The following is a 26,770-nucleotide window of genomic DNA, read 5'->3' on the forward strand; positions in this document are numbered from 1 at the left end:
GATGACGGCAGGTTCGACGGTCGAACTCGTGAAGCTGCGCAAGGCCTATGGCACGACCGTGGCGGTGGACGGCATCGATCTGCGGATCGCCGCCGGTTCCTATTGCTGCCTGCTGGGGCCTAGCGGCTGCGGCAAGACCTCCACCCTGCGGATGATCGCGGGGCATGAGGACATCACGGACGGCGACCTGCTGATCGGCGACAGCGTGGTCAACGACGACCCGCCGGCCAGGCGCGGCACGGCGATGATGTTCCAGAGCTACGCCCTGTTTCCGCATCTGGACTGCACCGACAACGTCGCCTTCAGCCTGAAGATGAAGGGCGTCGCCAAGGAGGAGCGCCGCCGCCGGGCGCGAGAGATGCTCGACCTCGTCGACATGAGCAAATACGCCGGCCGCCTGCCGTCGCAACTGTCCGGTGGACAGCAGCAGCGCGTCGCTCTCGCCCGCGCGCTGATCACCCAGCCGGGCGTGCTTCTGCTGGACGAGCCGCTATCGGCGCTCGACCCCTTCCTGCGCGTGCGCATGCGGGAGGAGCTGAAGCGCCTGCACCGCGACATCGGCATCACCTTCATCCACGTCACCCACAGCCAGACCGAGGCGATGGCGCTGGCCGACCTCGCCGTGGTGATGAACCAGGGGCGGATCGAACAGGCCGGACCACCGCGCGAGCTGTTCAACCGCCCGCGCACCGCCTTCGTCGCTCGCTTCATCGGCGGCCACAATGTAATCGAAGGCGGAGTTGTCGGCGATGCCGGCCGCTGCGCCGTGCGCGCCGACCGCATCCAGCTGGGTGGCGCCGATCTGCCGACCGAGATCCAGGTGGAGGGCACGGTGCGCTCGCTGGAGTATCACGGCGCTTCCGTCCATCTCAGCCTCGACATTCCCGGCGCCGACGAGTTCGCCGTCGTGCTGGACGAGGCCCGCTATTTCGACGCGCCGGTCACGGTCGGTGACCGCGTGCGCGCCGGCTGGAGCCGGCGGGACGTCCACCCGCTGGCGGCCTGATCCCTTTCAAAAGCGCTACCCAAAAAACAACACGACGAACAGACTGGAGGCTCAGCGATGACCGACACCCGTACTCCTTCGAAACTCTCGACCGGCGTCAGCCGCCGCACCCTGCTGAAGGGCACCGCCGCCGTCGCGGGTGCGGCCGTCGGCTCCGGCGCGATCACCGGCTTTCCGACCATCTGGGCGCAGAACATCAAGAACATCACGCTGCGCCAGTTCGGAACCGGCGTGTCGAACCTGAATGCCGTCGCCGACAAGGTGAAGGAGGATCTGGGCTTCACCCTGCAGATGACGGCGCTGGATTCCGACGCGGTGACGCAACGCGCGGTGACCCAGCCGAAGTCCTACGACATCGCCGACATCGAATACTGGATCTGCAAGAAGGTCTTCCCGGCCGGCGTGATGCAGCCGATGGATGTTTCCAAGATCAAGAACTTCGACAAGATCGTCCCGATCTTCGTCACCGGCAAGCTGACGCCGGACAGCGCCATCGCCCAGGGCACCGCCCCCCACACAGTCGGCTTCGTCGAGGGCAAGGACAGCACCAAGTTCGCCAAGTCGCAGACCCAGTGGATGACGCTGATCCCGACCATCTACAACGCCGACACGCTGGGCATCCGCCCCGATCTGGTCGGCCGTCCGATCTCCAGCTGGAAGGACCTGCTCGACCCCGCCTTCAAGGGCAAGGCGTCGCTGCTGAACATCCCGTCCATCGGCATCATGGACGCCGCAATGGTCTGTGAGGCGATGGGCGAGATCAAGTATGGCGACAAGGGCAACATGACCAAGGAGGAGATCGACAAGACCCTCAAGATCATGACCGAGGCCAAGAAGGCCGGCCAGTTCCGCGCCTTCTGGAAGACCTTCGACGAGAGCGTCAACCTGATGTCGTCGGGCGAGGTCATCATCCAGTCCATGTGGTCGCCGGCCGTCGCCGCCGTGCGCGCCAAGGGCATCCAGTGCGTCTACCAACCGCTGAAGGAAGGCTATCGCGCCTGGGGCGGCGGCCTCGGCATCGCCAAGCATCTGAGCGGGCTGGAGCTTGAGGCGGCCTACGAATACATCAACTGGTATCTGTCGGGCTGGGTCGGCGCCTATCTGAACCGCCAAGGCTATTATTCGGCCGTGCTCGACACCGCCAAGCAGCACATGACGCCGGAGGAATGGGCCTTCTGGATGGAGGGCCAGCCGGCCAAGACCGACATCCTCAGCCCCGAAGGCAAGGTGATGGAAAAGGCCGGCGCCGTGCGCGACGGCGGGTCGTTCCAGGACCGCATGGGCCGCGTCGCCTGCTGGAACGCGGTGATGGACGAGGACCGCTACATGGTCCGCAAGTGGAACGAGTTCATCGCGGCGTAGTCGTCGGCTTCGATGCCCCCTCCCTAACCCTCCCCCTCTTCGAGGGAGAGGGGACTGCCGCTTTCTGTCCCTCCACCGCCGAAGGCGGGGGAGGGAGGGACCCGCGAAGCGGGAGGGAGGGGGCACCGCACCAAATCCATCATTCCAACCCGCAGGACCCCGCCCATGACCCTGACCGCCGAAACGCCCCGACCGACCGTCACGGCCGCCGTCGGCAGGACGAGGCGCCCCCGCTTGGCTCCACGCGTCGCCCCCTATCTCCAGGCGGCGCCGCTGACCGTCGCGCTGCTGCTGTTCCTGCTGGTGCCGATCCTGACCATCGTCGCGGTCAGCTTCTGGGATTACGACAGCGTGCGCATCTACCCGGACTTCGTGCTGACCAACTACACGGAACTGCTGACTTCGCCGGTCACCTGGAAGACCTATCTGAACACGCTGAAGTACGCGGCGCTGACCTGGGCGATCACGCTCGGCATCGGCTTCACGGTCGCCTATTTCCTGGCATTCCATGTCCGGTCCACCACCTGGCAGATGGTGCTGTTCCTGGTCTGCACCATTCCGTTCTGGACCTCCAACATCATCCGCATGATCTCGTGGATCCCGTTCCTGGGACGCAACGGGCTGCTGAACTCCGGCCTGATCTCCGCCGGGATCATCGACCGGCCGCTGGAGTTCCTGCTGTTCTCCGACTTCTCGGTCGTGCTGGCCTTCGTCCACCTCTATGCGCTGTTCATGGTGGTGCCGATCTTCAATTCGATGATGCGCATCGACCGCGCTCTGATCGAGGCGGCGCGCGACGGCGGCGCCAGCGCGGCGCAGACGCTGTGGAACGTCATTCTGCCGCTGACCAAGCCCGGCATCGCCATCGGTTCCATCTTCGTCGTCACGCTGGTGATGGGCGACTTCATCACCGTGCGGCTGATGAGCGGCGGGCAGAGCGCCTCCATCGGCCTGATGATCGCCAACGAGATCTCGCTGCTGCAATACCCGGCCGCCGCCGCCAACGCCGTGGTGCTGCTGGCCGTCGTCCTGATCATGGTGGTGGCGATGCTGCGCGTCGTCGACATCCGGAAGGAGCTGTGAGCGATGAACACCTCCCGCCGCGGCCTGTCCTTCTACCTGCTGGCCGGCTTCTTCGCGCTGTTCGTGCTGTTCCTCTACGGCCCGACCGCGACCATCCTGATCCTGTCCTTCCAGGGACCGGAGGGGGGCTTGACCTTTCCGATGAACGGCGTCTCGCTGCACTGGTTCCGCAACCTGTTCGAACAGCAGGCGGTGGGCGATTTCGGCGGGTCGTTCCGTCGCTCCATCGCGCTGGGGCTGATGGTGATGGTGCTGACCGTGCTGTGCTCGGTGCTGGCCGGCTTCGCCTTCCGCCGCCGTTTCCGGGGCAGCGCGGCGCTGTTCTATCTCGCCGTCGCCAGCCTGATCGTTCCGTCGATCCTGGTCAGCCTGGGCATCGGCCTGTTCTTCAACATCCTGGGGCTGGAACCGGCCTGGTACAGTTCGGCGCTGGGCGCGCATCTGACCTGGACGCTGCCCTTCGGCCTGCTGATCGTCTTCGCCATCTTCAACCGCTTCAACCCGGCCTATGAGGAGGCGGCGCGCGACCTGGGCGCTTCGCCCTGGCAAACGGTGCGCCATGTCGTGCTGCCGATCCTGCTGCCCAGCCTGATCGGCGTCGGGCTGTTCGGCTTCACCCTGTCCTACGACGAGTTCGCCCGCACGCTGATGACCGCCGGCAGCTTCAATACGCTGCCGCTGGAGATCTACGGCATGACCACCAACGTCACCACGCCGGTGCTCTATGCGCTGGGATCGCTGACGACGGTGTTCTCCTTCACCGTGATCGGCGTGGCCCTGCTGGGCCTGATCGCGCTGCGCCGCCACCGCCTGCGCCGAAGCGGCATTTGAGGAACCCCACCACCATGCGCATCCTGGTCGTCAATCCCAACAGCACCGCCTCGATGACCGAGCGGATCGGCGCCGCCGCCAGCAAGGTCGCCGCGCCCGGCACCGAGATCCTTGCCACCAATCCCCCGACCGGCCCCGCCAGCATCGAGGGCTATTACGACGAGGCGCTGGCCGTCCCCGGCCTGCTGGCGGAGATCGACCGGCACCAGCGTGGGAGCGACATCGCCGGCACCGTGATCGCCTGCTTCGACGATGTCGGGCTGGATGCCGCGCGCAGCCTTGCCACAGCACCGGTGATCGGCATCTGCGAGGCGGCGATGCAGACCGCCGGGCTGCTGGGCGGCCGGTTCAGCGTGGTGACGACGCTCCCGCGTTCGATCCCGGCGCTAGAGCGGTTGGCGCAGCGTTACGGCATGGCTGGCCGTTGCACCATCCGCGCAGCGGGTGTGCCCGTGCTGGCTCTGGAGGACCCGTCATCCGGCGCCGTCGACCGCGTGCGCGCCGAAATCCGCCGGGCCATGGAACAGGATGGAGCCGAGACCATCGTGCTGGGTTGCGCCGGCATGGCCGACCTCGCCCGCTCGCTGAGCGAGGAGATGGGCCTGCCGGTGGTGGATGGTGTCACCGCCGCCGTGAAGCTGGTGGAGGGGCTGGCGGTGCTCGGCCTGCGCACCAGCAAGACCGGGGGCTATGCGCCGCCGCTGCCGAAGGCGCGGTGACCTCCCTGCCTATTCACACCCGCTGCGGATCGGGACACTCGAGCGTCGGCATCACCGGCAGCGCCCCTTGGCCTGCCGCCGCGCCGCCGGCCCGGCCGTCCAGTATCCGCCGGGCCGCTTCGGCGCATTGGCTGCGCAGTTCGGGCACGGCGGTCATTTCCCAGAAGGGTGCCTTGGCGACCGGACCGAAGGCCAGCAGGCGCGCCGCCGGGGTGCCGTCGGCGGCGATCACCGCACCGCCTTCCGTCACGTCCAGCCCCAGCCGCAGCGGGTCCGGCCGCGCAAGGCCGCGGTCCAGCAGCGAACGCACCAGCGGATGGCGGATGCGGGTGTAGTCGCAGTTGGTGCCGGTCGCGTTGATCAGCGCACCCGTCGACAGCACCCGTGCCGCTCCGCCGCCACGCTCGACGATGTGCAGGTCCAACCCGTCCGCGGTCAGCGCCGCGTCCTTCAGACGGCCCGGCAGGATCGTCAGCTGGCCGCCGGCACGGGCGGCGGCGATCCGGTCGGCCACCTGGGGGGCCATGCGGTGGCGGTGCACCTCCCAGAAGGGGCGGGCGTGACGGAGGAAGCGGCGGCGCTCCTCCATCGGCAGATGCGACCAGATGCGGTGATGGTGCGGACGCAGCGCGTCGAAGGCAGACCGCCAGTCATAGCCGTCCGCAGTCGCCCGGCGCGCATCGGCCTTCAGCGCGATCAGCACGTCCAGCACCGTGCTGGGCAGCACGTCGGGATGCAGGAAGGAGGTGTAGGGCCGCGTTTCCTCATGGCGCAGCGGCAGCAGGCCGCGGCGCGACACGGCGGTGATCGGGCCGTGATGTCCCTGGTCGAGCAGCGACAGCACCGTGTCCACCATGGTCAGGCCGGTGCCGAGGATGGCAACGGGGGCGTCCTGGTCGATGCGGCCGATGGCGGCGGCATCCCACGGGTCGCCGATGAAGCGGTCGGACACGAAGGCCTCCGCCGCAGTCGCCGAAGCCAGGCAGGGCGCGGAGGGCGGGAAGTTGCCGATGCAGAGCGCGGCGGTATCGGCGCTGACCACGCGGCCGTCGCCGAGGCGCACATGCACGGCGCGCTTGCCGTTGGCCGGGTCCTCGGTGCGGACGTCCACCGCCTCGCCGCGGATCAGGTTCAGGCGCGCGTGGGTGGGGGCCTCCGCCTGCGCTTCCGCCAGAACGTCCTGGATGTAGGCGCCGTACAGGGCGCGCGACACGAAGGCGTGGCCGCTGGGCGGCACCGGCTGTTCCGGCGTCGGCCCCTCCGCCCGGCTCCACAGCCAGCGCAGGAAATGGCGCGGGTCGTCCGGATAGGCACTCATGTTATAGGCGCGGACGTTCAGCACATGGGCGCCGTTGGGGGTGGAGTAGGCGACGCCGGTTCCCGGTCTGCTGCCATATTCGATCAGATGGACCACCAGAGGCGCCCGCGCGCCGCGCAGCAGGTGGGCCGCCAGCAGGCTGCCGGTGAATCCCGCGCCGACGATGGCGATGTGGCGCTCGGCATGACGCTCAAGGGGCCCCAGGGGATTGCCGCCGGGCGGATGGAAGTGAGGCGTTGCAGGCATCGGAGTCCGTCCTTCCGTGAGTCATTCCGGAAAAGGCCGGCCGTTGGCGATCAATCCCCCGGCTTCGGAACTGCAAAGGCCGTGTCGGGGCCAGGGGACTCGCGTCGGCCGTGTGTCTGCTCGGTCCGCTTCGTTCTCTCCTGATTATCACACGCTGTCGGCACGTGCCATCGGCCGAAGGGCAAATACCCCGACGAAAGTAGAGATCAGGATAGTTCCACAGAAAGAAATGCAGAAAATGTAAAATAGCCGAAAGGCTTTGTCGATTCCCAGCGGCACCCGCATCTCGCGCCGCTGCCCGTTGCGTCGACCGCATGATCCTGGTCGCCAAGCCGACGCCGATGTGGCACATGCGATGGCACGTTCCGCTATAGTCCGATCCTTCCCATGACCTGCCAGGAACCAGACATGCCCGTGTCCGCCGCCCCCCATCTGTCCGCGTCCGAACGGCTTGAGGCGGCGCTTGCCCGCATCGCCGATCCGGAGCGGCAGGGCGCGATGGTCTTCACTGAAATCTATGCCGACGAGGCGCGGGCCGCCGCGGCTGCCAGCGACCGCCGGGCGGCAGCGGGTCGGCCGCTGGGGCCGCTCGACGGCCGGATCGTCTCGGTCAAGGCGCTGTTCGACGTGGCGGGTGACACCACCGCGGCCGGCTCCGCCATCCTGCGCGGCCAGCCCGCCGCCGGGCGGGATGCCCATGCCGTGGCGCGGCTGCGTGCCGCCGGCGCCGTCATCGTCGGCCGCACCCACATGACCGAATTCGCCTTCTCCGCCGTCGGCATCAACCCCCATTATGGCAACCCCGGCAACCCGCGCGACCGGTCGCGGGTGCCGGGCGGCTCCTCCTCCGGTGCGGTGATCTCTGTGGTGGATGGCATGGCTGAGATCGCGGTCGGCAGCGACACCGGCGGTTCGCTGCGCATTCCGGCGGCGCTGTCCGGCGCGGTGGGGTTCAAGCCGACCTCCGGCCGCCTGTCGGCCGAGGGCGCCTTCCCGCTGTCGCCGTCGCTGGATGTGATCGGCCCGGTTGCCGCGACCGTCGCCGACGCGGCCTTGCTCGATTCAATTCTCGGCGACGGCGACCCGGCTCCGCTGGTCCCGCTGCCGGTTGCCGGCCAATCCTTCCTGGTACCGCGGTGGCGGTTGTTCGACGGGATCGAGCCGGCGGTCGCCGCTGCTTTCGAGGCGGCGCTGGACCGCCTGCGTGCCGCTGGTGCTCACATCGTCGAGGGCTCCATCGACGCCGAACTGGACGCCCTGGCCGATCTGGACCGCGTCGGCGTCTTCACCGCCATCGAGCTTGCGGCGACGCTGGCGGAGCTTGGCATCGCGGAGCTCGACGGCATCGATCCCAAGACCCGCGCCCGCATCGAGGCCGGTGGCCGGACGCCTGCCGCTGATTACGTCCGCATGCAGCGCCGCCGCGCGGACCTGATCCGTCTGATGGACGAGCGGCTGGCCCGGCATCCGGTCCTGCTGCTGCCCACCGTTCCGCTGACCGCTCCCGCCATCGCCGATGTGCTGGAGGATGCCGCCTTCCACCGCGTCAACCTGCTGCTGCTGCGCAACACCCGCATCGCCAACCTGTTCGACGTGCCGGCGATCTCGCTGCCGGTGCCGTCCGCCGGGCTGCCGGTCGGGCTGATGGCGATGGGCCGCCGGGGCAGCGACCGCAGCCTGCTGGGCATCGCCGCCGGGCTGGAGACCGCCTTGGCAGCCTGAGCCCCGGTTGCCCCGACCTTCCTTCAGGCGACCGGCGAGCGCCAGAGCCAGACCAGCCCCGCGACCGCCCCGGCCACGAGAAGGACCAGCGCCAGGATGATGGCAAGGGCGGTGCGGCGGTCCTTCGCCTCGCGCTGCTCCGCCTCGCGCCGCTTCTTCAGCAGATATTGCTGTTCGGGGCTGAGGAAGCGTCCGGCGGCTGCATCGGGCGTGGCGGCGAAGCTTGGCCTGCGCCCCTTGGCGCCGGCCACCGCCGTCGTTCTCGCCGCCGTCCCTCTCACCGCCGTGGTGAGGCCGCCGGGCGACGGCCGGCCCATATTGATCGTGTCCGCCGCCGTCCCGCGGGCGGCCGTCACCTGCCTGCCCTTGCGCTTGCGCGGTAGCTTGCGCCGTCTGGTCGCCATTCCCGTCCCCTTGCTGTCCATCCCTCGAGTCGCGGCGGGGAGCATACCCGTCCCGGCCGTCCCGCGCAGCCGATCACAAGAGGATCTGCGGAAAGTTACATAGGACGGCTCGCGCGTCGTCGGCCGCCCGCTTCCCGCGCCCTGCGGCGAACCGGCGCACACCCCCAAGGGGCGCTGGAACGGCAATGCATACTAGTATACCAATTTATGACCCGTTCCTTTCCGGGCGGGCACGACAGCAATCGATTGGGAGGGTCACCATGCTCAAGAAGAATGCTTTCAAATCCGGCCATATCCGCTCGCGCCGCGTTCTGCTCGCCACAGCTGCCGTCGGGCTGGCGGCATCCGGTGCCATCGCCCCGCTGACGACCGCCTTCGCGGCCGACGACGACCAGCAGCTGGTGGCGAAGGCGGTGAATGCGCTGCGCGACGCCATGCTGGCCGGTGACGGCGCCACGCTGCGCGCGATGACGATGGAGCAGCTGACCTACGGCCATTCCAACAGCCGGCTGGAAGACAAAGCGGCCTTCGTCAGCAGCCTGGACGGCAAGAACGCCTTCAAGGCGCTGGACCTCAGCGACCATGTGATCCAGGTGGTCGGCGACATCGGCATCGCCCGCCACACCTTCGATTCCGTCAACAACCTGGCTGACGGCAAGACCAACACCGCCCATATCAAGGTGCTGCAGGTCTGGAAGAAGGTCGACGGCAGTTGGAAGCTGCTGGCCCGCCAGGCTTCGCCCCTGCCGGCTTGACCGGACCGCCGGCCCCATCGTCCCGCGGCGGCGGGCGGGGCCGGCGCCTTCCTCATCGGCGGACTTGTTCAGAAGTCCAGCAGGGCATTGTCGATCACCTCCTTCATGACGAAGAAGGTCCGCGTCTGCCGCACGCCGGGCAGGGCGATCAGTTGCTGCCCATGCAGTTCGTTGAAGTCCGCGATGTCGCTGACGCGGATTTTCAGGAAGAAGTCGAAGTCGCCGGCGACCAGATGGCAGTCCAGCACGAAGGGCAGCTTGCGGATCGCCTTTTCGAAGTCGCCGAAGCTTTCCGGCGTCGAGCGGTCGAGCACCACCCCGACGATCACCAGCGTCCCGCGGTCCACCTTCGCCGGTGCAATTTCCGCCCGCACCGACCGGATATAGCCGTCCTCAAACAGGCGTTGGGTGCGCCGGTGGCAAGTCGCCGGGCTGACATGGACCGCGGCGGCGACGTCCGCGTTGGTCATCCGGCCATCCCTTTGAAGATGCTGCAGAATCCGGCGATCAACCGCGTCCAGCTTTTCAGCCATGAAAGACTCTTCCATTTTTTGGCCTAGAATGAGGTTATCTCGATCACTGAGCGCCGGCAATGGTGGAATAGTGCGAAATCTGCCGACGAACTATGGAAGCACCTTTCAAAACGGCGGTGATACCGTTGCTCCACCTCACCAATGGAGCATGCCACGATGCGCCTCGACCGTTTCGAACGCTATCCGCTGACCTTCGGCCCGACCCCGATCGAGCATCTGCCGCGCCTGACCGCTGCGCTGGGCGGCAAGGTCGAGATCTACGCCAAGCGCGACGACTGCAACTCCGGCCTCGCCATGGGCGGCAACAAGCTGCGCAAGCTGGAATACATCGTTCCGGACGCCATCGCGTCGGGCGCGGACACTCTGGTGTCCATCGGCGGCGTGCAGTCCAACCACACCCGCATGGTGGCGGCGACGGCGGCCAAGATCGGCATGAAATGCGTCGTGGTGCAGGAAAGCTGGGTCCCGCACGAGGACGCCGTCTATGACCGTGTCGGCAACATCCTGCTGACCCGCCTGATGGGCGCGGACAGCCGCATCGTTCCAGACGGCTTCGACATCGGCATTCGCAAGAGCTGGGAGGACGCGATCCAGTCGGTCAAGGATGCCGGCGGCAAGCCCTACGGCATTCCGGCCGGCGCGTCGGTGCACAAATATGGCGGGCTCGGCTATGTCGGCTTTGCCGAGGAGGTGCGCAAGCAGGAGGCCGAACTCGGCTTCACGTTCGACTACATCGTCGTCTGCGTGGTGACCGGATCGACCCAGGCCGGCATGATCGTCGGTTTCGCCGACGACGACCGGGCCGACCGTGTGATCGGCATCGATGCCTCCGGCACGCCAGAGCAGACCCGAACCCAGGTTCGCCAGATCGTCGACAGCACGGCCGAGTTGGTCGAACTCGGCCGCGAGGTCCGCGACGACGAGATCGTCATCCTGGAAAACTACGCCTATCCCGCCTATGGCGTGCCGAGCGCCGAGACCAACGAGGCCATCCGCCTCGCCGCCCGTACCGAGGCGATGATCACCGACCCGGTCTATGAAGGCAAGTCGATGCAGGGCATGATCGACCTCGTCAGGAAGGGCTGGTTCCCGGAGGGCTCCAAGGTGCTCTACGCCCATCTCGGCGGGGCGCCGGCGATCAACGGCTACAGCTACACCTACCGCAACGGCTGAGTCCGGCGGACCGGGTTGCGGCTTGTCGAGGGTTTTAGCATATGGCGATAAACGCCCTCTCCCGGGGCGGGAGAGGGAGCCAAATGCGATGGCCCTGGCGACCTGCCGGAACCGGCCTTGACCTTTCGGGATGGCTTCTCTTCAATCCCGCGCGTGATGCGGCTGGCCGTCCGGCCGCATCCGCCGGGGCCGGCCCCGGACATCCCTCCTGCCAAGGCCGGCCCGCGCCATGCCCCGCTTCGCCGCAAACCTGACGATGATGTTCACGGAGCGGCCGTTCCTCGACCGCTTCGACGCCGCGGCGGATGCCGGCTTCCGCGCCGTCGAGTATCTGTTTCCCTACGACCATGCGCCGGACGAGATCGCCGGGCGCCTCCAGCGCAATCGCCTGACCCAGGCCCTGTTCAACATGCCGCCCGGCGACTGGGCGGCGGGGGAGCGGGGGCTGGCCGCTCTGCCCGGCCGCTTCGGAGAGGTGAAGGCCGGCGTCGCCACCGCGCTGCGCTATGCCGAGGCGACGGGCTGCCGCCGGCTGCACCTTATGGCCGGGCTGGGCGAGCCCGGCGACCCGGCGGCCGCCGCGCGCTATCGCGATGCGGTGCTGTATGCCGCCGATGTGCTGGGCGAACGCGGCATCGATCTGATGCTGGAGCCGATCAACGGGCGCGACATGCCCGGCTATTTCCTGAATGATTTCGCCGCCGCGGAAAGGCTGATCGCCGGGATCGGCCGGCCGAACGTCAGGCTGCAGTTCGACATCTACCACCGGCAGATCCTGCATGGCGACGTCACCATGGCGCTGCGCCGGCTGATGCCGATGATCGGCCATATCCAGATCGCCTCGGTCCCCTCCCGCCAGGAACCGGACGGGGAGGAACTGAACTGGCCCTTTCTGTTCGCCGAACTGGACCGGCTGGGCTATGGCGGGTTCGTCGGCTGCGAATACCGCCCGCGGGGCCGGACCGAGGAGGGGCTCGGCTGGTTCGGCCCCTACTGCGGCTGACCGGCCGCGACCGACCGGCCATCACGCCAGGACGGTGTCGTACAGCAGCTTCAGGTTCAGCACGACGATCACCGTGGCGACGATCCAGGACAGGGTGGCGACCCAGCCGGGGACGACGAATTTGCCCATCTTGCTGCGGTCGGTGACGAAGCGGACCAGCGGGATCACCGCGAAGGGCAACTGCATCGACAGCACCACCTGGCTGAAGACCAGAAGCTGCGCCGTGCCGCGTTCGCCATAGATCGCCGTCACCACCACCACCGGGATGATGGCAAGCCCGCGGGTCAGCAGCCGGCGCGCCCAATGGGGCAGGCGCAGCCGCAGGAAGCCTTCCATCACGATCTGGCCGGCCAGCGTCGCTGTCACCGTGGAATTCAGGCCGGAGGCCAGCAATGCCACCGCGAACAGCGTCGACGCGATGCCGAGGCCGAGCAGGGGCGACAGCAGCTCGAACGCCTGTCCGATCTCCGCCACGTCGGTATGGCCGCTGCCGTGGAAGACGCTGGCTGCCAGGATCAGGATGGCGGCATTGACGAAAAGGGCCAGCATCAGCGCGATGGTGCTGTCGGCGGTGGCCCAGGTGATGGCGTCGCGCCGCCCTTCCTCCGTGCGCGGATAGGCCCGCGTCTGCACGATGGACGAATGAAGGTACAGGTTGTGCGGCATCACCGTCGCGCCCAGGATGCCGATGGCGATGTAGAGCATCTCGGGGTTGGTGACGATCTCCGCCGACGGCACGAAGCCGTGCAGGACGGCGGCGACCGGCGGAGCGGCGGCTGCGATCTGCACGATGAAGCAGCCGGCGATGACCACCAGCAGCGCGATCACGAAGGCTTCGAGATAGCGGAACCCCCGCTGCATCAGCAGCAGGACCAGGAAGGCGTCGAGCGCGGTGATCAGCGCCCCGCCGATCAGCGGGATGCCGAACAGCAGGTTCAGCGCGATGGCGGTGCCGATCACCTCGGCAAGGTCGCAGGCGATGATCGCCGCCTCGCACGCCACCCACAGCACCATGTTGACCGGACGCGGGTAATGGTCGCGGCAGGCCTGGGCCAGATCGCGGCCGGTGACGATACCGAGCCTTGCGGCCAGCGACTGCAGCAGGATCGCCATCAGGTTCGACAGCATGATGACGGCCAGCAGCGTGTAGCCGAACTGCGACCCGCCGGCGAGGTCGGTCGCCCAGTTGCCGGGATCCATATAGCCGACCGACACCATGTAGCCAGGCCCGGCGAAGGCCAGCATCCGGCGCAGCCACAGACCGCCCTGCGGCACCGCGACTGAGGCATGGACCTCCGGCAGGCTGAGTCGCGCCTCTCCATCCGGACTGGAATTCCTCCAGGCCTTCGGGGTCGGCAGGGCGGCTTCGGCTTCCGACATCGGCGAGACTCCTGGCCGAGTTGCGAATTGGTATCAATCAAGTATGTACCGGGACAACGAGTATGCAAGGTGCTATACTTTCCGAACCGCAACTTTTTGCCGGAATCGTCACCGACCCCCGAAGGATGCGGCTCCTGAAGGGTGGGGCCGGCCGGGTCGACGCTGGGCTTGACGACCGGCGGTCGGCATCGGAGGGTGGGCGCAACCGTTTGTGCAACCGTTTGGGTATGACCTTCAGAGGAGTCGACGCGCGCGATGGCCGAATCCCGGAAGTCGCCTGAGTGGGAAGAGGGTGGGGCCGTGTCGGCTGATTCCGCCCTGCCCGATGCCGAACTCCATGCCGAGGGGTTCCGCCGCACGCGGGAGGCGCAGCGCTCCGCCCTGGCCGAGGATTACGTGGAGCTGATCGCCGACCTGATCGAAAGCGGGCAGGAGGCCCGGCAGGTCGACATCGCCGCGAGGCTGGGCGTGGCGCAGCCCACCGTCGCCCGCATGCTCGACCGTCTGGCGGCGGAGGGGCTGGTCACCCGCAAGCCCTACCGGGCGGTGTTCCTTACCGATGCCGGCCGCCGGATCGCCGAGGAAAGCCGGGAGCGCCACCAGACGGTGGAGGCCTTCCTGCGCTCCCTCGGCGTCAGCGCCGACACTGCGCGCATCGACGCCGAAGGCATCGAGCACCATGTCAGCGCCGAGACGCTGGACGCCTTCCGCCGCGCGCTGGCGCGGGGCGGCTGACCGTCTCCCAGCCTCAGTGGTCGCCTCAGTGGCTCCCGCAGGAGCCGCCGTGGCGCCGCACCGGCTTCGGGCCCGCCGCCTCGCAGCCGCAGCAGCCCCCGCCGCAACCGCCCGTCGGGGCTGGCGGGGCGGGGCGACCCGCCAGCCGGCGCAGGCGGTCACGGGCGGCGGGCGGCAGCAGGATGGTCCAGGCGACCCAGGCGAAGGCCAGGGTGACGATCAGCCCGACGACGAGTGTTTCCATCATCGCTCACCCTCCCAGCAGGGCGCTGGACACCCGGAAGGTGACGAAGGCCGCACCGTAGGCGAGCAGCGTCATGTAGGCGATCATCACCAGCATCCAGAACCAGGAGTTGGTTTCCCGCTTCACCACCGACAGGGTGGAGACGCATTGCGGGGCGAACACGAACCATGCCAGCAGCGACAGCGCGGTCGGCAGGCTCCAGTCCGCCGCCAGCACGCCGGACAGCGATCCGGACAGCGCGTCCCCCGTCTCGCTCAGCGCATAGACGGTGCCGAGCGCGGCCACCGCCACCTCGCGCGCCGCCATGCCTGGAACCAGCGCGATGGCGATCTGCCAGGTGAAGCCGATGGGCGCCAGCAGCGGCGCCAGCGCATGGCCCAGCATTCCGGCGAAGCTGTAGTCGATCGCCGGGCCGGTGGCGCCCTCGGGTGCCCCCGGGAACGTGCCGAGGAACCACAGCAGGATCATGATGGCGAAGATCACCGTGCCGGCGCGGGCCAGGAAGATGCGGGCGCGCTCCAGCAGGCCGATCAGGATGTCGCGCGGGCTGGGCAGCCGGTAGGCCGGCAGCTCCATCAGCAGCGGATCCCGCGCGCCCTTGAAGATCGTGCGCTTCAGCACGAAGGCGACCGCCAGCGCCGACAGGATTCCCGCGGCATAGAGGGTGAACATCACCAGCCCCTGCAGCCCGATCATGCCGCCGGCCACCGTCCGTTCGGGGACGAAGGCGGCGATGATCAGCGTGTAGACCGGAAGCCGGGCCGAGCAGGTCATCAGCGGCGCGATCATGATGGTGGCCAGCCGGTCGGCGCGGTTCTCGATGGTGCGGGCCGCCATGATGCCGGGCACGGCGCAGGCGAAGCTGGACAGCAGCGGGATGAAGGCCCGTCCGTGCAGGCCGACGCCGCCCATCAGCCGGTCGAGCAGGAAGGCCGCCCGTGCCATGTAGCCGGTGGATTCAAGGATCAGGATGAAAAGGAACAGCACGAGGATCTGCGGCAGGAAGATCACCACGCTGCCCACCCCGGCGATGATGCCGTCGGTGATCAGGCTCTTCAGCATGCCGTCGGGCAGGGCGGCGCCGGCTGCCGCCTGCACCCAGCCCAGGGCGCCCTCGATCATGTCCATCGGCAGGGCCGCCCAGGCGAATACCGCCTGGAACATCAGGAACAGCACCAGGAACAGGAAGGGCAGGCCGATGGCCGGGTGCAGCAGGGCCGCGTCGATGCGTTGCGTGGCGAGCGACGGCTTTCCGGCGTCGCGCAGCGCGGCGGCCAGGATCGATTCGACCTCTTGATGGTAGGCGCGCAGGTCGCGTGCCGACGGTTCGCTCCATCCGCAGGGTGCCGGGGGGCCGTCGCCCACCATCACCATCATGCTGCGGTCGATCTGGTCGAGCAGGCCGACCACGCCGGTGCGCTTGATCGCCACCGTCGGCACCACCGGCACGCCGAGCGCCGCCGACAGGGCCGCCGCGTCGACGCGGCAGCCGCGCGCCTCGGCGACATCCATCATATTGAGCGCCAGGATGATGGGACGGCCGAGCTTCTTCAACTCCAGCACCAGCCGCAGATGCAGGCGCAGGTTGGTGGCGTCGGCGACGCAGACCATCACGTCCGGCGGCGATTCATGCTCGAACCGGCCGAGCACGACGTCGCGCGTCACCTCCTCGTCGGGGGAGCGGGCGCGCAGGCTGTAGGTGCCGGGCAGGTCCATCACCTGGACGCGGGCGCCGGCGGGGCTCAGAAGCTCGCCGACCTTGCGCTCCACCGTGACGCCGGGATAGTTGGCGACCTTCTGGCGGGCGCCGGTCAGGGCGTTGAACAGGGCGGTCTTGCCGCAGTTCGGATTGCCGACCAGCGCGATGCGCGGGAGTGAGGCCAAAACGGGTGCGGCCAAAACGGCAGAATTCGACATCGCGGAAATCCTTTCCGCAGGAAGGGGAGGCAACGCTCAGCCGAGCGTCACCAGAACGGCGTGCGCTTCCGCCCGGCGCATGGCCAGGGTGTGGTCGTTGATGCGCACGGCAAGCGGATCGGAACCCGGGAATCCTTCATGCAGGATCTCCACGCGGGCGCCTTCGATCAGGCCCATCTCGATCATGCGGCGTTCCAGTTCGCCGGGCGGCAGCGGGGTGGCGACCGCACTCTCGTCGAGACCGGTCACCACCGCGCGCTGGCCCTTGCGCAACGCACCGAGACGGCAGCCCTCCACGGCGGACGGCGGGTCGGAGGAGGTGCCGGGTGCCGGACCGGGCGTCATGCGGGCAACGGGAGAGGGAACGGCGGCGGAAGCGGGTCCGGAGATCGGACCCGACACGGGGGCAGTCATTGAGGATCACCTTTCGGCTGCACGGCACCGACAGGGCGTGCAATTCGGCGGCACCGGGCCGCGGGGGCCATAATGATGCGAATCACTCTCAACAGCGATGTGGCGAAGCGTCGCAAAGCCCTGCTATGGACATGCCGACAATGGGGTGCCCGCCGGGAGCGTAGTCATAGGCCTTTTTTCCTCTGCAATTTTGGTATGCGGGCTTGGTGCGAATTGCCCTGCACGAAGGACCGATGGACCCACTTTGCGTGGCGGCGATGGCTGCGCACCAATCTGAAATAGCGTCGAAAGGCCCGTGCTGCACTGCAACCGTCATTTGTCCTTGGACGATGGAGATCGCGGTTGCTTTGGTATGTGCTGTAGCGCAGACAAGAAAACGGTCTCTATTCACATAACGAAGTAGTTGTTCCCTATCTCCGCGAGTATCCGTCAGCATTTTACCGAAGATCTTCAGTATCAGTGATCTGAACAAAATGCATACACGGATATGCAACAATCCGGAGGAAACATTTATTTCCGATGCAATTTCGGTTTACCAATTCTTTGGAGTTACGATTTAGCCTCCAACACACTTCCTGAAAGCGGTTGTGTGTCTGGAGCTGCCTATGCAACCAAATTCGGTCGCACGTCCGCGCGTGACTCTGCCTGTCATCACAGCAATTAGCCTCTTCATCCTGTCTTTTCTGGTTTGTGCTAAATTTTATGCAAGCTATGCCTCGACAATTGAGCCCAATTCCGCACAGGTTGTGCTCAATGTCGTTCGTGATCGTTTGATGACAGTTGCCGCCGCAGTTTCGGCTGCGGTGGCGTTGTCGGCCCTGTGGGCTCCGGCCTTGCTGCGCGCGGCCGGAGCCACGCCCTTGCGCGCCATTATAATGGTGGCGACGGCCCTGATCGCCTTCGCGGCCGGGGTGCTGCCGCAGCTGACCTCCGTGCTGCCGGCCGAGGCGCTGCGCGGCATCCTCTTTGATGGCGCCGTTCTGCTGCTCGTTTCGCTTCTGCTGGTGTTCGAGGCTCTGCTCCTGCTTGCCGCCGCGCCGCACAGTGGGGCATCGGAACCCGCATCGGCGGTGGCGGGAATGCGCGCCGCGCTGTTCCTGTTCATGCTGGCGGAAGAGCTGTCGCGCTCCTTCCTGCCGCTCTACACGCGCGAGCTTTACACGCCGGTGCCCGGCCTGTCGGAAACCCTGATGATGGGCCTGCCGATCGGGCTGTTCATGGCGCTGGTCGCGGTCTTCACCCCCTTCGCCGGCGCCTGGGCCGACCGGTTCGGCAGCCGCCGCACCCTGCTGCTCGGCACCCTGCCGGCGGTCGCGGGCTTCGCCGGGACGGCGCTGGCCGGGTCGCTGACAGAACTGCTGCTGTGGCGCAGCGCCTGCGCGCTCGGCTATGCGGTGATGTTCATCGGCGCGCAGGGCTTCATCGCCCGCCACACCCCGGCCGGTCAGCGGGCGCGCGGCATGGCGCAGTTCGTCGCCGCCGTGATCGTCGCCGGCCTGTGCGGCGCGCCGCTGGGCGGTGTTCTTGCCGACCTTCTCGGCTATCGCGCCACCTTCGCGGCCTCGGCCCTGCTGGCGCTGGCCGCCGCCGTCACCGCCGCGACCCTGCTTCCGGCCGACCGGGTGGAGCGGGCGCAGGATCGTCGCTTCCGCTTGGGCGACGTGGGCGGGCTGCTCGCCAACCCGCGCTTCGTCGCCCTGCTGCTGTTCTCGTCGGTGCCGACGAAGCTGATGCTGACCGGCTACCTCTTCTATCTGGTTCCGGTCTCCCTTCATGCGGCGGGCGAGACGCCGGCGGGGATCGGCCGGTTGATGATGACCTATGGGCTGATCATCGTGCTGCTCGGTCCCTGGATGTCGCGGCTGGCCGACCGCACCGGCCGCCATGCCCTGTTCGCCGGGATCGGCGGGCTGGTCGGCGGGGCGGGCACGCTGGCGATCCTTCAGGACCCCGGCGTTCCGGGCATCCTGGCCGGCATCGCGGCATTGGGTGTCGCCCACGCCCTGAACAACGCGACCCAGCTGGCCCTGGTGCCGGAGGTCTGCCGTACGGAATGCGCCCGCATGGGCGACTCGAGCGTCTTCGCCGTCTACCGCCTGCTGGAGCGGGGCGGATCGGTGGCGGGCCCGCTGCTGGCCGCCGCCGTCGCCGACCGATTCGGGATTCAGGCGGCGCTGGTGACGCTGGGCGTGCTGGGCATGCTGTGCGGCACGGCCTTCTGCGCGGTGTTCCTGCTGGCCCCGGCCGCAGCCCCCGCATCACGGCCGGCCGGAGAGGGCGCGGCCCCATGACCACGGCGACCCGCTTGCCATCTCAGCATTCATCGATCCCCCACCCATCTATCACGGAGGCGAAGACGCCCATGCCTGACCAGATGCTCGTGGAGCCCCTTCGCGCCATGCCGGCACCGCCGCTCTGCGGCGGCCAGACCCTTCCAGCCGACGGCCGTCATGGCCGCGCGATGGAGGCGCTGCGCGCCACGCTGGATGCGCTCGGCATCGGATCGGCCGAAGAGATCAATTGGAAGACCTACGAGACGATCATGCGGGTGATCGAACCGCTGATCGGGGCCGGCCACAGCTTGCGCCATTTCGACTACACCCACAGCGCCGAGCTGCAGCCCGGCACGGTGGAGCGGCTGCGCACCGACTACAGCATCCGCCTCGCCTACACGGAATGGGGCAGCCCGCAGAATCCGGCGCTGATCTGCCTCGGCGGCATCGCCAATTCGGCCCGGCGCTTCGACTACATCGCACGTGCCCTGTCGCGCCATTACCATGTCCTGTGCCTGGACTGGGCGGGGCGCGGCCGCAGCGGCTGGCTGGCGGAACAGTCCGACTACAGCTTCGACGGCAACGTCGCCCAGGTGATGGCGCTGATCCGGCACAAGCGGCTGGGGTCGGTGACGCTGCTCGGCTCCTCGCTCGGCGGCAACGTCGCCATGCGGGTGGCGGCCGAGGCGCCGGAGCTGGTTGATGGCCTGATCCTCAACGACATCGGTCCCTTCATCCCGAACGAGCGCCGCCGGCGCCGGGCCGAGTCGGTCGCCCGCCACTATGTCTTCCGCCATCCGGCCCAATTGTTCCACCGCACCGGCGCCGCCCAGAAGAACGACGGGCCGGTGGACGACACCGTGCTTCTGCACAACAGCTTCCACCAGACCCGCTGGTCGGAGGAGAATGGCGGCCGCGTCTACCGCCACGACATCCGCGCGCTGCAATGCTACCGCGACGGCGCCGCCCAGGACCACGACCAGTGGGACGACTGGCAGCGGGTATCCTGCCCGGTGCTGCTGGTCCACGGTATGATGAGCGACGCCCTGCAAGAGTCCACCATCGCGCGGATGATGGAGAAGCCGCGGGTCAGCGTCGTCCATGTGCCGGACGTCGGCCATACCCCGACGCTGAGCGATCCGTTGCACATCGATGCCCTGCGCCGCTGGATGGCGGCCCCCCATGGCTGGCCGGCGGAAAGCACCCTCGGCTGGACCGCGGGCGCCGACCGCATCCTGTTCCGGTAAGGGGGCTGGCGATGACCGACCGCTTTCATTTCGTGCGCCACGGCCAGACCGAGGACAACCGCCGCGGCGTGCGTTGCGGCGGCGACCGCGACGTCGCGTTGACCGAACAAGGCATCGAACAGGCCCGTCGGGCTGCGGAGCGCTTCCGCGCCCAAGGGCACGACTGCGGCCTCGTGATCGCCGGTCCGCTGCGGCGCACCGCGGTCACCGGCGCCCTGTTCGCCGAGGCACTGGGCGTCCCGCTTCTCTCCCGCGACTGGCTGCGCGAGCGCCGGCTGGGGGAGTGGAACGGGCTGCCGATCGATCTGACCCGCCCCTGGTTCGCCGCAGGCGAAACCCCGCCGGGCGGGGAGAGCGAGGGCGCGTTCGCCGCGCGCGTCCTCGACGGGGTGGAGGAACTCGCCACCTCGCCCGCGAATCCGGCCGCCGACCTGCTGGCCCGCCGGCCGCTGCTGGTCGGCAGCAAGGGGATCGGCCGCATCCTGCTGCACCGTCTGGCCGGCCGGCCGGGGGTGGAGCTGGAAAATTGCGAGGTCGTGGCCTTCACCCGCCTGTCCGTCCCGCCGGGCGGACCGGGGCGGTGGCGCTGCGACCAGCTGGAGAGACTGGCCGGATGCACGGCCTGAGCGAAGACGACCAACAGACCAACCAATTCGAACGATGCGTGGATGCCATGCGGTGCCGCGTGGATCAGGACTGAGGAGAAGGGCGTGATGAAGCTCAAGATTGGTACGCGGCTGATGCTGCTGGTGTTCGGCGTGGCGCTGCTCAGCACGCTTGCCGGCGCCACCGTCCACCTGACGGGAATGCGCACGAACCTGATCGAACAGCGCAAGGCCAAGGTCAAGGAGATGGTCGACGCCGCATCCTCCGTGATCGCCCTGTACGGCGAACAGGAGAAGGCCGGCAAGCTGCAGCGCGCGGAAGCGCAGGAACTCGCTCGCAACGCCGTGCGCGCCATGCGCTATGGCAACGGCGAGTATTTCTTCGTCTATGACTATGCCGGCGTCAGCCTGGTCCATGGCCTGCGCCCGCAGGTCGAGGGCAAGAACCTGCTGAACCTGAAGGATCCCGACGGCGTTCCCTTCAACGTGCAGATGACTGACGCGGCCAAGGCCGGCGGCGGCTTCGTCGCCTTCCGCCACAAGCGCACCGACACCGCCGATCCGTCGCCGAAGATCGCCTACGCCACCGGCTACCAGCCCTGGCAGTGGATGATCGGCACCGGCGTCTACACCGACGACGTCGACGCGGAATTCCAGGCCCGCGCCCTGCGTGAACTGGGCGTCACCCTGCTGCTGCTGGCGATCAGCGTCGGCATCGGCATCTGGGTTTCGCGCGGCCTGTCGCGTCCGCTGCTGGCGGTCCGCGACGTGCTGGGCCGCATCGGCGGCGGCGACCTGACCGTCACCGTGCCTCATGCCGACCGCCCGGACGAGATCGGCGACATGGCCCGCGCCGTTGCCGGCCTCGCCACCACCCTGCAGACCGCCCGCGACGAGAGCCAGCGGGCCGAGCTGGACCGCGCCGCCCGCGACGTCCAGCGCGAGCGCCTGTCCGCCCGCGCCGCCGAGTTCGCCCGCGCGATGGACGAAGTCGTGGCGACGCTCAGCACCACCACCGTCGCCCTGCACGAGCGCACCGCTGCCCTCAGCAACGACGCCGCCAGCACCACCGATCAGGCGCATGCCGCCGCCGGCGCCGCCCAGGGCGCGTCCGACAGCGTCGAGTCGGCCGCCCAGGCGAGCGAGGAGCTGCGCGGGTCCATCGCCGCCATCAGCCGTCAGGTGGAAAGCGCCGCCCAGACCGCGTCGCGCGCGGTGACGGAGACGTCCAACACCACCGGCATCGTCACCGGTCTCGCGTCCGCCGCCGAGCAGATCGGCGCGGTGGTGGAGCTGATCAACTCCATCGCCGGCCAGACCAACCTGCTTGCGCTGAACGCCACCATCGAGGCGGCACGTGCCGGCGAGGCCGGCAAGGGCTTCGCCGTCGTGGCGAGCGAGGTGAAGAGCCTCGCCACCCAGACCGCCAAGGCGACCGAGGACATCCAGTCGCAGGTGGGGGCCATCCGCGCGGCGACCGCCAACGCCATCGGCGCCATCGAGGGCATTGCCAGCCTGATCACCAACCTCAGCGCCCTGAACGGCGAGGTGGCGTCGGCCGTGCAGCAGCAGGAGGCGGCGACCCACCAAATCTTCGCCAATGCCCGCACGGCCGCCGACAATTCCCGTCAGGTCACCAGCAGCGTCGGTTCGCTGTCGGCGACCATGACCACCACCAGCGAGCGGATGCGCCTGGTGTCCACCAGCGTGGAGAGCGTGTCGGCGCAGTCGGAGCGTCTGAAGGACGAGGTCCGCCGCTTCGTGGCCGAGGTCAACGCGGCCTGACCAGAAGAGGATGCGCTCCCGGCGGTACAGGCCGCCGGGAGCCAGCCCAGGTGTATTTCTGCCCTCCCATTTCCGCCCTTGTTCCGGTTGTGAAGCCGGGACCAAATAGGGACCTGAAATGGGGCCGTCGCCCGGTGGCGGCGGTCGCCGGTCGGGAAGGCAGATGATGACTGAGATAAAAACGGACCCCTTCGCCGCGGCGGCATCCTTCAATGCCGGCGTCTATGGGACCAGCATCCGGCCGGTGCAGGCCGACAGGCTGGCCGAGGCCGTGCGCCGCCTGCTGCGCGCTGCCGGCAGCGAGGCGGAGGAGGCGAGGGTGGTGGCCGACCATTTGGTCGAGGCGAACCTGCGCGGACATGACAGCCACGGGGTCGGCATGCTCGCCATGTATATGCCGGCCATCGCCGCCGGGCTGCTGCGCCCCAACCAGCACGCGACCGTGATCGGCGAGTCGGGCCCCTTCCTGTCGGTCGCCGGCGCAAGCGGTTATGGGCAGGTTATCGCGCGCGAGGCGACGGACCTCGCCATCCAGCGGGCACGGCGGGACGGGCTGGCGGTGCTGTCCCTGCGCGACAGTCATCACATCGGCCGCGTCGGCTCCTATGGCGAACAGTGCAGCGATGCGGGCCTCGTCTCCATGGCCTTCGTCAATGTCGTCACCCGCCCGGCGGTGGCGCCGCATGACGGCACCCGGCCGCGGCTGGGCACCAATCCGATCTGCATCGCCATCCCGGCCACGCAGGCGACTCCGGCCCTGATCCTGGATTTCGCCACCAGCGCCGTGGCCGTCGGCAAATGCCGGGTCGCCATGGGCAAGGGGCAGGAGATGGCGCCCGGCCTGCTGCTCGACCAGCAAGGCAACCCCACGCGCGATCCCGGCGTGATGTTCCAGGATCCCTCGGGCGCGCTGCTGCCGCTGGGCGGCCACAAGGGCTTCGGCCTGTCGCTGATGTGCGACGTGCTGGCCGGAGCGCTGGCATCGGCGATGCCGGGCACGCCGTCGCACCAGGATTCCGGCCGGGTGATGAACAACATGTTCGCCATCGTCTTCGACCCGGCCCGCGGCGGCAATGCCCAGTGGGCCGCGGATTTCGACGATCTGGTCGCCTATATCCGCGACACTCCCACCGCACCGGGTGCCGACTCCATCCAGATGCCGGGCGAGCCAGAAAGCCGCACCCGCCGGCAGCGACTGGCCGACGGCGTCCCGCTCGACGGCGCCACCCTGGCGATGCTGGACAGCCTGGGCCGGGAGCGGGGGGTGGAGTTGGCGGAGTTGCTGGCCTGACCATTTGCGACGCCTGAAGGGCGCGGCCGCAACCGCTTCCGCGCCCCTGTCGCCCCTGCCTTTGCCCATGTTTCTGCGAAAAATCCGAATTGATCCATATCAAGGTCTTTCGTAGCGCTGCGTACTAGTATACTAGTACACACGAACACAACGCGGCCAGCGAGCCGCGCGCTCCCGGCGCAAACCCCGAGCGGGCATTTCAGGAGCCTAGCGTCATGAACATCAAGAAGCGCATAGACAGCATCCCCGGCGGGATGATGATCGTTCCACTGTTCCTCGGTGCGTGCCTGAACACCTTCGCCCCGAACACCGGCAAGTTCTTCGGCTCCTTCACCAACGGGCTGATCACCGGCACGCTGCCGATCCTGTCGGTCTGGTTCTTCTGCATCGGCGCCAGCATCAGCCTGAAGGCCACTCCGCTGGTCCTGCGCAAGAGCGGCGTCCTGGTTTCGGTGAAGATCATCACCGCGGCGCTGGCCGGCGTCGTCGCCTCCTGGTTCATCCCGACCGAGGGCATCTCATCCGGCTTCCTGACCGGCCTGTCGGTCCTGGCGATCATCGCGGCGATGAACGACACCAACGGCGGCATGTACATGGCGCTGATGCAGCAGTACGGCACCAAGGAGGAAGCCGGCGCCTTCTGCCTGATGTGCCTCGAATCGGGCCCCTTCATGACCATGGTCACGCTGGGCATCGCCGGTCTGGCCGTCTTCCCGTGGCAGACCATGGTCGGCGCCCTGCTGCCCTTCGTCATCGGCTTCGCGCTGGGTAACCTGGACAAGGATCTGCGTGCCTTCTTCACCCAGGGCGTGGGCGTCATGGTTCCCTTCTTCGCCTTTGCGCTGGGCAACAACCTGAACTTCACGACGATCCTGAACACCGGCCTGCTGGGCATCGTCCTGGGCGTCGCCGTGATCGTCGTCACCGGCACGACGCTGGTCCTGGCCGACATCTTCCTGGCCAAGGGCAACGGCACGGCCGGCATCGGTGCCGCCTCCACCGCCGGTGCGGCCGTCACCGTCCCGCCGATTATCGCCTCGATCGAGCCGTCCTTCGCCCCGTCCGCCCCGGCCGCCACGGCCCTGGTCGCCACCAGCGTGGTCGTCACCGCCCTGCTTACGCCGCCGCTGACCGCCTGGTGGGCCCGCCGCTTCGGCGTGCTGTCGCCCCGCTACCAGGCCGCCGAAGCCGCCAAGGGCGTCCAGACGGCGCAGGTCGCCGCCGCCGAGTAAAGCATCAACGCAGTCCCGGCAGCGGTTCGCCGCCGCCGGGACCGCCCGACTTCAAACGGGTCCGACGACACAATCGCCGCCCGCCTTCAGAGGAACGCCATCATGAAGATCACCACCCGGTACGACACCCATCCGGCCGACGCGCGCGCCTACGACACCGAGACCCTGCGCGACCGTTACCTGATCGAATCGATCTTCCAGGCCGACGACATCGTCCTGACCTACAGCCACGTCGACCGCGTCATCGCCGGCGGCGCCATGCCGGTTTCCGCCCCGCTCGCCCTGGTGGCGACCAAGGAGATCGGTTCCGACACCTTCCTGGAGCGCCGCGAGCTCGGCCTGTTCAACGTCGGTGGCGCCGGCCGCGTGACCGTCGACGGGACCGTCTACGATCTGGAGACCCGCGACGCCCTCTATGTCGCGATGGGCAGCGTCGACATCCGCTTCGAAAGCCTGGACAGCAGCAACCCGGCCAAGTTCTACCTGGTCAGCACCCCGGCCCATGCCCGGTTCGAGACCATGAAGATCTCCGCCGCCCAGGCCAAGCAGCGCCCGCTGGGCGAGACCGCCACCGGGAACAAGCGCGTCATCTACCAGATGATCCACCCCGACGTGGTGCGCACCGCGCAGCTGGTCATGGGCCTGACCGTGCTGGAAAACGGCAACATGTGGAACAGCATGCCGTGCCACACCCACGAGCGCCGCTGCGAGTTCTATTTCTACTTCGACCTGCCGGAAAGCGCGCGGCTGTTCCACTTCATGGGTGAGCCGACCGAGACGCGCCACATCGTGGTCGCCAACGAGCAGGCGGTGATCTCGCCCTCCTGGTCGATCCATTGCGGCGTCGGCACCCACAGCTATTCGTTCATCTGGGCGATGGGCGGCGACAACCAGACCTTCGACGACATGGACCAGGTTCCCCTGGCCTCGATGCGCTAACGGAGACTCGACACATGACCAAGCCTTTCGATCTGACCGGTAAGGTGGCCCTGGTCACCGGCGCCAACACCGGCATCGGCCAGGGCATCGCCCTGGCGCTGGCCCAGGCCGGCGCCGACATCGCGGCGGCGGACATCGTGCCGCTCGACGAGACCCGCGGGCTGGTGGAGGCCACCGGCCGCCGCTTCCACGCCATCAAGGCCGACCTCACCTCCATCGCCCCCGTGCAGGGGCTGGTCGAGGAGACGGTGGGCACGCTCGGCCAGCTCGACATCCTGGTCAACAACGCCGGCCTGATCCGGCGCGCCGACGCGGTGGACTTCACCGAGGCCGACTGGGACCTCGTGATGAACATCAACATCAAGACGGTCTTCTTCCTGTGCCAGGCGTTCGGCCGCTACGCCATCGACGCCGGGCGCAAGGGAAAGATCATCAACATCGCCTCCATGCTGTCCTTCCAGGGCGGCATCCGCGTCCCCTCCTACACCGCGTCCAAGAGCGGCGTCGCCGGCATCACCAAGCTTCTGGCGTGCGAGTGGGCCGGCAAGGGCAT

At 68.2% G+C, this 26,770-nt stretch carries 25 protein-coding genes; 18 read left to right on the forward strand and 7 right to left on the reverse strand.

Annotation, left to right across the window (positions count from 1 at the left end; genetic code table 11):
- Nucleotide 1: 1 nt before the first annotated feature.
- The 5 genes from VD964_RS22485 to VD964_RS22505 all read left to right on the forward strand — a co-directional run bounded on the left by VD964_RS22485 (nucleotide 2) and on the right by VD964_RS22505 (nucleotide 5,001).
- A complete protein-coding gene (locus tag VD964_RS22485; protein WP_324870727.1) occupies nucleotides 2-1,006 on the forward strand; it encodes an ABC transporter ATP-binding protein in 1,005 nt (334 codons plus the stop codon).
- A 57-nt stretch (nucleotides 1,007-1,063) separates the two neighbouring features.
- Nucleotides 1,064-2,368, forward strand: coding sequence for a PotD/PotF family extracellular solute-binding protein (locus VD964_RS22490; RefSeq protein ID WP_324870728.1), 1,305 nt, complete (start codon nucleotides 1,064-1,066; stop codon nucleotides 2,366-2,368).
- Nucleotides 2,369-2,533: 165 nt separating this feature from the next.
- Nucleotides 2,534-3,451, forward strand: a complete 918-nt coding sequence (locus tag VD964_RS22495) for an ABC transporter permease (protein WP_324870729.1) — start codon at nucleotides 2,534-2,536, stop codon at nucleotides 3,449-3,451.
- Nucleotides 3,452-3,454: 3 nt separating this feature from the next.
- Complete coding sequence (locus VD964_RS22500; protein WP_324870730.1) at nucleotides 3,455-4,282, forward strand: ABC transporter permease; 828 nt, start codon at nucleotides 3,455-3,457, stop codon at nucleotides 4,280-4,282.
- Nucleotides 4,283-4,296: 14 nt separating this feature from the next.
- The gene (locus VD964_RS22505; protein ID WP_324870731.1) at nucleotides 4,297-5,001 is read left to right on the forward strand and encodes an aspartate/glutamate racemase family protein; all 705 of its coding nucleotides are present in this window, start codon (nucleotides 4,297-4,299) and stop codon (nucleotides 4,999-5,001) included.
- Between the two features lie 13 nt (nucleotides 5,002-5,014).
- Here VD964_RS22505 and VD964_RS22510 read toward each other — a convergent pair whose 3' ends face one another.
- Complete coding sequence (locus VD964_RS22510; RefSeq protein ID WP_324870732.1) at nucleotides 5,015-6,565, reverse strand: FAD/NAD(P)-binding protein; 1,551 nt, start codon at nucleotides 6,563-6,565, stop codon at nucleotides 5,015-5,017.
- Between the two features lie 408 nt (nucleotides 6,566-6,973).
- Between VD964_RS22510 and VD964_RS22515 the strand changes: the two genes are divergently transcribed.
- Nucleotides 6,974-8,287 (forward strand): amidase, encoded by a 1,314-nt coding sequence (locus tag VD964_RS22515; protein ID WP_324870733.1) that lies wholly within the window; start codon nucleotides 6,974-6,976, stop codon nucleotides 8,285-8,287.
- Between the two features lie 23 nt (nucleotides 8,288-8,310).
- Here VD964_RS22515 and VD964_RS22520 read toward each other — a convergent pair whose 3' ends face one another.
- Nucleotides 8,311-8,691 (reverse strand): hypothetical protein, encoded by a 381-nt coding sequence (locus VD964_RS22520; protein ID WP_324870734.1) that lies wholly within the window; start codon nucleotides 8,689-8,691, stop codon nucleotides 8,311-8,313.
- Between the two features lie 260 nt (nucleotides 8,692-8,951).
- On the opposite strand from VD964_RS22520, the gene VD964_RS22525 reads away from it, so the two are divergent.
- Nucleotides 8,952-9,446, forward strand: coding sequence for a nuclear transport factor 2 family protein (locus VD964_RS22525; protein ID WP_324870735.1), 495 nt, complete (start codon nucleotides 8,952-8,954; stop codon nucleotides 9,444-9,446).
- 68 nt (nucleotides 9,447-9,514) lie between these two features.
- On the opposite strand, the gene VD964_RS22530 is transcribed toward VD964_RS22525, so the two are convergent.
- The gene (locus VD964_RS22530; RefSeq protein ID WP_324870736.1) at nucleotides 9,515-9,994 is read right to left on the reverse strand and encodes an Lrp/AsnC family transcriptional regulator; all 480 of its coding nucleotides are present in this window, start codon (nucleotides 9,992-9,994) and stop codon (nucleotides 9,515-9,517) included.
- Nucleotides 9,995-10,135: 141 nt separating this feature from the next.
- Between VD964_RS22530 and VD964_RS22535 the strand changes: the two genes are divergently transcribed.
- Nucleotides 10,136-11,152 carry a 1-aminocyclopropane-1-carboxylate deaminase gene (locus VD964_RS22535; protein ID WP_324870737.1) on the forward strand — a complete coding sequence of 339 codons (1,017 nt, stop codon included), beginning with the start codon at nucleotides 10,136-10,138 and terminating at the stop codon, nucleotides 11,150-11,152.
- Nucleotides 11,153-11,381: 229 nt separating this feature from the next.
- Entirely contained in the window at nucleotides 11,382-12,155 is a 774-nt protein-coding gene (gene otnI / locus VD964_RS22540) for a 2-oxo-tetronate isomerase (RefSeq protein ID WP_324870738.1), read from the forward strand.
- Nucleotides 12,156-12,176: 21 nt separating this feature from the next.
- Here otnI and VD964_RS22545 read toward each other — a convergent pair whose 3' ends face one another.
- Complete coding sequence (locus VD964_RS22545; protein ID WP_324870739.1) at nucleotides 12,177-13,535, reverse strand: Nramp family divalent metal transporter; 1,359 nt, start codon at nucleotides 13,533-13,535, stop codon at nucleotides 12,177-12,179.
- A 255-nt stretch (nucleotides 13,536-13,790) separates the two neighbouring features.
- On the opposite strand from VD964_RS22545, the gene mntR reads away from it, so the two are divergent.
- The gene (mntR, locus tag VD964_RS22550; RefSeq protein ID WP_324870740.1) at nucleotides 13,791-14,270 is read left to right on the forward strand and encodes a manganese-binding transcriptional regulator MntR; all 480 of its coding nucleotides are present in this window, start codon (nucleotides 13,791-13,793) and stop codon (nucleotides 14,268-14,270) included.
- A 25-nt stretch (nucleotides 14,271-14,295) separates the two neighbouring features.
- Here mntR and VD964_RS22555 read toward each other — a convergent pair whose 3' ends face one another.
- Genes VD964_RS22555 through VD964_RS22565 form a run of 3 tightly spaced genes read right to left on the reverse strand, consistent with a single transcriptional unit; the run spans nucleotide 14,296 to nucleotide 16,845 of the window.
- A complete protein-coding gene (locus tag VD964_RS22555; RefSeq protein ID WP_324870741.1) occupies nucleotides 14,296-14,517 on the reverse strand; it encodes a hypothetical protein in 222 nt (73 codons plus the stop codon).
- 3 nt (nucleotides 14,518-14,520) lie between these two features.
- A complete protein-coding gene (gene feoB, locus VD964_RS22560) occupies nucleotides 14,521-16,431 on the reverse strand; it encodes a ferrous iron transporter B (RefSeq protein ID WP_324870742.1) in 1,911 nt (636 codons plus the stop codon).
- Nucleotides 16,432-16,467: 36 nt separating this feature from the next.
- The gene (locus tag VD964_RS22565) at nucleotides 16,468-16,845 is read right to left on the reverse strand and encodes a FeoA family protein (protein ID WP_324870743.1); all 378 of its coding nucleotides are present in this window, start codon (nucleotides 16,843-16,845) and stop codon (nucleotides 16,468-16,470) included.
- Between the two features lie 773 nt (nucleotides 16,846-17,618).
- Here VD964_RS22565 and VD964_RS22570 point away from each other — a divergent pair.
- From VD964_RS22570 to VD964_RS22605, 8 genes are all read left to right on the forward strand, one after another.
- Complete coding sequence (locus tag VD964_RS22570; protein WP_324870744.1) at nucleotides 17,619-19,136, forward strand: MFS transporter; 1,518 nt, start codon at nucleotides 17,619-17,621, stop codon at nucleotides 19,134-19,136.
- 71 nt (nucleotides 19,137-19,207) lie between these two features.
- A complete protein-coding gene (locus VD964_RS22575) occupies nucleotides 19,208-20,365 on the forward strand; it encodes an alpha/beta hydrolase (protein ID WP_324870745.1) in 1,158 nt (385 codons plus the stop codon).
- Between the two features lie 11 nt (nucleotides 20,366-20,376).
- Nucleotides 20,377-20,991 (forward strand): histidine phosphatase family protein, encoded by a 615-nt coding sequence (locus VD964_RS22580; protein ID WP_324870746.1) that lies wholly within the window; start codon nucleotides 20,377-20,379, stop codon nucleotides 20,989-20,991.
- Between the two features lie 87 nt (nucleotides 20,992-21,078).
- Complete coding sequence (locus VD964_RS22585) at nucleotides 21,079-22,755, forward strand: methyl-accepting chemotaxis protein (RefSeq protein ID WP_324870747.1); 1,677 nt, start codon at nucleotides 21,079-21,081, stop codon at nucleotides 22,753-22,755.
- A 163-nt stretch (nucleotides 22,756-22,918) separates the two neighbouring features.
- A complete protein-coding gene (locus VD964_RS22590; RefSeq protein ID WP_324870748.1) occupies nucleotides 22,919-24,046 on the forward strand; it encodes a malate/lactate/ureidoglycolate dehydrogenase in 1,128 nt (375 codons plus the stop codon).
- 215 nt (nucleotides 24,047-24,261) lie between these two features.
- Nucleotides 24,262-25,278: a 2-keto-3-deoxygluconate transporter gene (kdgT, locus tag VD964_RS22595; protein WP_324870749.1), complete on the forward strand. Its 1,017-nt coding sequence runs from the start codon at nucleotides 24,262-24,264 to the stop codon at nucleotides 25,276-25,278.
- A gap of 102 nt (nucleotides 25,279-25,380) precedes the next feature.
- Nucleotides 25,381-26,217, forward strand: coding sequence for a 5-dehydro-4-deoxy-D-glucuronate isomerase (gene kduI, locus VD964_RS22600; RefSeq protein ID WP_324870750.1), 837 nt, complete (start codon nucleotides 25,381-25,383; stop codon nucleotides 26,215-26,217).
- A 14-nt stretch (nucleotides 26,218-26,231) separates the two neighbouring features.
- The coding region (locus tag VD964_RS22605) for an SDR family NAD(P)-dependent oxidoreductase (RefSeq protein ID WP_324870751.1) at nucleotides 26,232-26,770 on the forward strand (539 nt) is incomplete at its 3' end.

The organism is Azospirillum sp. (genome assembly GCF_035628975.1).
In the GTDB taxonomy this organism is placed as follows: Bacteria; Pseudomonadota; Alphaproteobacteria; order Azospirillales; family Azospirillaceae; genus Azospirillum.

What these genes read in the sequence shown, in the direction of transcription:
- VD964_RS22545 (WP_324870739.1), bottom strand. Translation starts at nt 13,535, where the DNA reads ATGTCGGAAGCCGAAGCCGCCCTGCCGACCCCGAAGGCCTGGAGGAAT.
- feoB (WP_324870742.1), bottom strand. Translation starts at nt 16,431, where the DNA reads ATGTCGAATTCTGCCGTTTTGGCCGCACCCGTTTTGGCCTCACTCCCG.
- kduI (WP_324870750.1), top strand. Translation starts at nt 25,381, where the DNA reads ATGAAGATCACCACCCGGTACGACACCCATCCGGCCGACGCGCGCGCC.
- VD964_RS22590 (WP_324870748.1), top strand. Translation starts at nt 22,919, where the DNA reads ATGATGACTGAGATAAAAACGGACCCCTTCGCCGCGGCGGCATCCTTC.
- VD964_RS22490 (WP_324870728.1), top strand. Translation starts at nt 1,064, where the DNA reads ATGACCGACACCCGTACTCCTTCGAAACTCTCGACCGGCGTCAGCCGC.
- mntR (WP_324870740.1), top strand. Translation starts at nt 13,791, where the DNA reads ATGGCCGAATCCCGGAAGTCGCCTGAGTGGGAAGAGGGTGGGGCCGTG.
- VD964_RS22555 (WP_324870741.1), bottom strand. Translation starts at nt 14,517, where the DNA reads ATGATGGAAACACTCGTCGTCGGGCTGATCGTCACCCTGGCCTTCGCC.
- VD964_RS22495 (WP_324870729.1), top strand. Translation starts at nt 2,534, where the DNA reads ATGACCCTGACCGCCGAAACGCCCCGACCGACCGTCACGGCCGCCGTC.
- kdgT (WP_324870749.1), top strand. Translation starts at nt 24,262, where the DNA reads ATGAACATCAAGAAGCGCATAGACAGCATCCCCGGCGGGATGATGATC.
- VD964_RS22585 (WP_324870747.1), top strand. Translation starts at nt 21,079, where the DNA reads ATGAAGCTCAAGATTGGTACGCGGCTGATGCTGCTGGTGTTCGGCGTG.
- VD964_RS22575 (WP_324870745.1), top strand. Translation starts at nt 19,208, where the DNA reads ATGCCTGACCAGATGCTCGTGGAGCCCCTTCGCGCCATGCCGGCACCG.
- VD964_RS22570 (WP_324870744.1), top strand. Translation starts at nt 17,619, where the DNA reads ATGACAGTTGCCGCCGCAGTTTCGGCTGCGGTGGCGTTGTCGGCCCTG.
- VD964_RS22565 (WP_324870743.1), bottom strand. Translation starts at nt 16,845, where the DNA reads ATGACTGCCCCCGTGTCGGGTCCGATCTCCGGACCCGCTTCCGCCGCC.
- VD964_RS22530 (WP_324870736.1), bottom strand. Translation starts at nt 9,994, where the DNA reads ATGGAAGAGTCTTTCATGGCTGAAAAGCTGGACGCGGTTGATCGCCGG.
- VD964_RS22520 (WP_324870734.1), bottom strand. Translation starts at nt 8,691, where the DNA reads ATGGCGACCAGACGGCGCAAGCTACCGCGCAAGCGCAAGGGCAGGCAG.
- VD964_RS22515 (WP_324870733.1), top strand. Translation starts at nt 6,974, where the DNA reads ATGCCCGTGTCCGCCGCCCCCCATCTGTCCGCGTCCGAACGGCTTGAG.
- otnI (WP_324870738.1), top strand. Translation starts at nt 11,382, where the DNA reads ATGCCCCGCTTCGCCGCAAACCTGACGATGATGTTCACGGAGCGGCCG.
- VD964_RS22525 (WP_324870735.1), top strand. Translation starts at nt 8,952, where the DNA reads ATGCTCAAGAAGAATGCTTTCAAATCCGGCCATATCCGCTCGCGCCGC.
- VD964_RS22505 (WP_324870731.1), top strand. Translation starts at nt 4,297, where the DNA reads ATGCGCATCCTGGTCGTCAATCCCAACAGCACCGCCTCGATGACCGAG.
- VD964_RS22580 (WP_324870746.1), top strand. Translation starts at nt 20,377, where the DNA reads ATGACCGACCGCTTTCATTTCGTGCGCCACGGCCAGACCGAGGACAAC.
- VD964_RS22500 (WP_324870730.1), top strand. Translation starts at nt 3,455, where the DNA reads ATGAACACCTCCCGCCGCGGCCTGTCCTTCTACCTGCTGGCCGGCTTC.
- VD964_RS22535 (WP_324870737.1), top strand. Translation starts at nt 10,136, where the DNA reads ATGCGCCTCGACCGTTTCGAACGCTATCCGCTGACCTTCGGCCCGACC.
- VD964_RS22485 (WP_324870727.1), top strand. Translation starts at nt 2, where the DNA reads ATGACGGCAGGTTCGACGGTCGAACTCGTGAAGCTGCGCAAGGCCTAT.
- VD964_RS22510 (WP_324870732.1), bottom strand. Translation starts at nt 6,565, where the DNA reads ATGCCTGCAACGCCTCACTTCCATCCGCCCGGCGGCAATCCCCTGGGG.